Annotated in this window: 3 protein-coding genes; 2 read left to right on the top strand and 1 reads right to left on the bottom strand. The window is 55.6% G+C overall.

All coding sequences use genetic code 11. The annotated features are described in order from the left end of the window. Positions 1 to 155 precede the first annotated feature (155 nt). Both Q1B15_RS14800 and Q1B15_RS14795 read left to right on the top strand, forming a co-directional pair. The gene (locus Q1B15_RS14800) at positions 156 to 1,169 is read left to right on the top strand and encodes a Zn-dependent oxidoreductase (protein ID WP_299754899.1); all 1,014 of its coding nucleotides are present in this window, start codon (positions 156 to 158) and stop codon (positions 1,167 to 1,169) included. A gap of 35 nt (positions 1,170 to 1,204) precedes the next feature. Next, positions 1,205 to 2,038 (top strand): amidohydrolase family protein, encoded by an 834-nt coding sequence (locus tag Q1B15_RS14795; RefSeq protein WP_299754897.1) that lies wholly within the window; start codon positions 1,205 to 1,207, stop codon positions 2,036 to 2,038. On the opposite strand, the gene Q1B15_RS14790 is transcribed toward Q1B15_RS14795, so the two are convergent. Next, on the bottom strand, positions 2,035 to 3,461 hold a 1,427-nt coding region (locus Q1B15_RS14790), incomplete at its 5' end, for a sugar ABC transporter ATP-binding protein (protein ID WP_299754895.1). The genes Q1B15_RS14795 and Q1B15_RS14790 overlap by 4 nt on opposite strands.

Here is a 3,461-nt window from a genome sequence, read left to right as displayed (position 1 = left end):
CCTGTGCTGTAACCGGAGTGCTCTTGTCCAATTTAAGGTTCGGCAGATTTCTGTCTTCAATTGATGTCGCCAATTCCCGCCTCGCTTCTTGATCTCATTTCGCTGACACACTACCATGGCAGTGCCAGTCCGGAAAGCCCTGCGGAGATAAGAACATGATTTCGATTGCAGTTGAACAACCGCTGTCTCTTGTGATCCGGCAAGACCAGCAGATTGAACCCGGACCAGCAGAGGTCATGGTGCGTGTCAAACGCGCAGGAATTTGTGGATCAGACGTTCACATCCTGGAGGGCAGCAATCCTTTTGCGCGCTACCCTAGGATTATCGGGCATGAAATGGCCGGAGTTGTCGAGGCTGTGGGGCCCGGTGTTGAGACTGTTCGCTTAGGTGACTCCGTTGTCATTGACCCTGTGATATCTTGTGGAACCTGCCATGCCTGCCGGACTGGGCGCTCGAATGTATGTGCACAGCTTGAGGTGCTGGGCGTGCACCAGGACGGCGGGTTTCGCAGCTTTGTGACGGTTCCCGCTGCGAATGCTATTCGCGTCTCGCCAGACCTACCCATCGGGGTTGCAGCCTTGGCAGAACCGTTTTCGATCGCCGCCAATGTGTTGAACCTAACGGGTTGCGATGCAACGGACAGTGTGTTGGTTTACGGCGCTGGCCCAATTGGGTTGACCATATTGCAGGTGGCCAAGTTGAAGGGGGCTCGCTGCATTGTGGCAGATTTGGATGCCGCCCGGCTTGAAACCGCCAAAGCCTTCGGGGCTGATGAAGTGGTTTTGTCAAAGTCGAGCGCAGTTTCGTCGGCCGTTGCTGGTGAGACCGAAGGACTTGGCCCCACAGTGGTGATTGATGCGGCGGGCGTGCCGAGCCTATTGGCCGAGGCGCTAAAACTCATCAGCCCTGCCGGTCGGATTGGGCTGCTTGGCTTTTCAACGCACCCCGTTGAAGTGATCCAAAAAGACATCGTGAGCAAAGAGGTCGCCATTTACGGCTCTCGGTTAAGCCGAAAACTGCTGCCTCAGGTAGTGGATTGGTTGGAAAGTGGGCTCTTGCGCCCCGAGGCGATGATCCGCCACACGTTTGCCGCTCAAGATGTCGAGGCCGCATTCGCCCTGATCCGCAGCGATCCATCCGCTACAATCAAGGTCCAACTGGAATTCTAAACGCACTCCATTTCGAAACGAAAGTGACCTGCTCCATGAAACTTGACGCACACCAACATTTTTGGAGCTACGGCGAAAATCCGGGCGACTTCCCTTGGATGACGGATGATTTAGCAGTCATCCAGCGAGACTTTCTACCGATTGATCTTGCCCCGTTGCGTGCCGAAGTTGGGATCGACGGCACGATCGCCGTGCAAGCGCGGGAAATGGGCGTCGAGACTGACTTTCTGCTCGGGCTGGCTGCAGATGACACGTCGATCCGCGGCGTTGTCGGTTGGGTCGATCTTTGTGCGCACGATGCAGAGGATCGTTTGGACAAATACACCGACAATCCAGTCTTCCGGGGCGTTCGCATGCTGATCCATGATCGCGAAGACCCGGATTTTGCCGACAGCGCACCGCATCTGAACGGCGTTAACTGTTTGAACTCTCGGGGTCTGACCTATGACTTGCTGCTGCGCACTATCCATATTCCAGCTGCGATCAGGTTAGTGGATGCCCTGCCGAATCAGCCTTTCGTCGTGGACCATATCGCCAAGCCAAAGATGGATGGCAGCGACCGCGAAGCTTGGGAAACTGGCATGCGTGGCATTGCTGAACGGCCGAATGTTTCGTGCAAACTCTCGGGCCTCGTGACCGAGGCAAATTGTTCAAACTGGACGACAGAGACGTTTGGGCCGTATCTCGACACCGTACTGGAGGCGTTTGGTACAGACCGCTTGATGATCGGCAGCGACTGGCCGGTTTGCACATTGGCGGCAAGCTACGCCAAAGCGATGGGCGTTGTCACCGATTGGAGCGAAAAACTCAGCAGCGATGAGCGCGCAGCGCTTATGGGCGACAACTGCGCGCGGTTCTATAGCGTTTAAGCCGCTGCCGTCTCATCGCCTTGGATCAAGCCCATGATCCCTTCGCTCATCTCGGTATAATCGCGGGTATTATTGAACCCGCCCATCACCGCATATTCATTCATCACGACGATGCGGTCCGCCAACGCGATCATTTCGGGCATGTCGCTGGTGATCAGCAAGATCGCGGTGCCCGTATCGGACAATTCGCGGATCAACTCGTGCAGGTAAGCCTTGGTCTTGATGTCGATGCCGACTGAGGGTTCATCGATGATCAGCACCTGCGCCTCGGCTGCCAGCCATTTGGCGACGCTGATCTTTTGTTGGTTACCGCCCGACAGATTGCCGACCTGTTGTTCCAGCGACGGCGTGCGTACTTCGAGTTTCTGGATGAAAGGCACGGTGTGTTTGCGCACGGTTCCGTTTGTCAAAAAGCCGCCGAACTGCGACAGCCGTCGCCAGATGGGTATCCCGACATTTTCAAGAACCGAATGGATCAGCACCAGCCCTTCACTTTTGCGATCCTCGCTGACATAGCCGATCCGATAACGTCCAACAGCATCAGCTACGCTGTTGATCTTGGCGGATATGCCGTTGACCAAAACCTCGCCATCGGTGATCTCAAATTTACCCAGAACTGCCTTGGCCAGTTCACTGCGCCCGGCGCCGACCAGACCATAAAGCCCCACGATTTCGCCCTTGTGGACTTTTAGATCAACGGCTTTATGGCCAAGTTTTGTGGAAACGTTCGACAGCTCAAGCACCGGCTGGCCCTCGGCCCGATCACGGGCCACCCAATCTGGGATCATCTCGCTGCGCCCAATCATCAAGCGCACGATATCTTGCCGTCCCAACTCATCCAGACGACGGCTTTCGCAGGCATTTTGCCCATCCCGCAAAACCGTGACGGAATCGCAGATTTCCTGCACTTCTTCCAGCTTGTGGCTGACAAAAACAAGGCTGGCACCATCGTCGCGCAGGCGCCGCAAAATGCCAAATAACGTATCCGTTTCATGTGGCGTCAAAGAGGCTGTCGGCTCGTCCAGCATCAAGATTTTTGAGTTCAGCGACAAGGCTTTGGCGATTTCCACCAGCTGCATCTTAGCCACACTAAGCCTGTCCACGGGCGTCGCCGGATCAGCGTCAATCTCAAGCAGATCAAGCCAGCGTTGCGCGTCTTGAAAAAGCTTTGGATAATCAATCCGGCGCAGTGGTTGGTCGGCCAAATGTTCAAGAAAAATGTTCTCGGCGATGGAAAACCGTGGGATCAGATTGCGTTCCTGATGGACCACCCCGATGCCTTTCACGATGGCGTCATGGGTGTTTTGCGGCTCATACTCCGCACCGTCCAACATCATCACCCCGCCGTCGGGGCGGTACACGCCCGTCATGACTTTGATCAAAGTCGATTTACCCGCGCCATTTTCACCCAGCAATGCATGAA

The organism is uncultured Boseongicola sp., assembly GCF_937988555.1.
In the GTDB taxonomy this organism is placed as follows: Bacteria; Pseudomonadota; Alphaproteobacteria; order Rhodobacterales; family Rhodobacteraceae; genus Boseongicola.
The sequence above is the reverse complement of the archived record's forward strand: the minus strand, read 5'-3'. Positions and strand labels throughout refer to the sequence as shown.

Excerpts from the sequence above, each read along its gene's own strand:
- Q1B15_RS14800 (WP_299754899.1), top strand. The coding sequence starts at position 156 with ATGATTTCGATTGCAGTTGAACAACCGCTGTCTCTTGTGATCCGGCAA.
- Q1B15_RS14795 (WP_299754897.1), top strand. The coding sequence starts at position 1,205 with ATGAAACTTGACGCACACCAACATTTTTGGAGCTACGGCGAAAATCCG.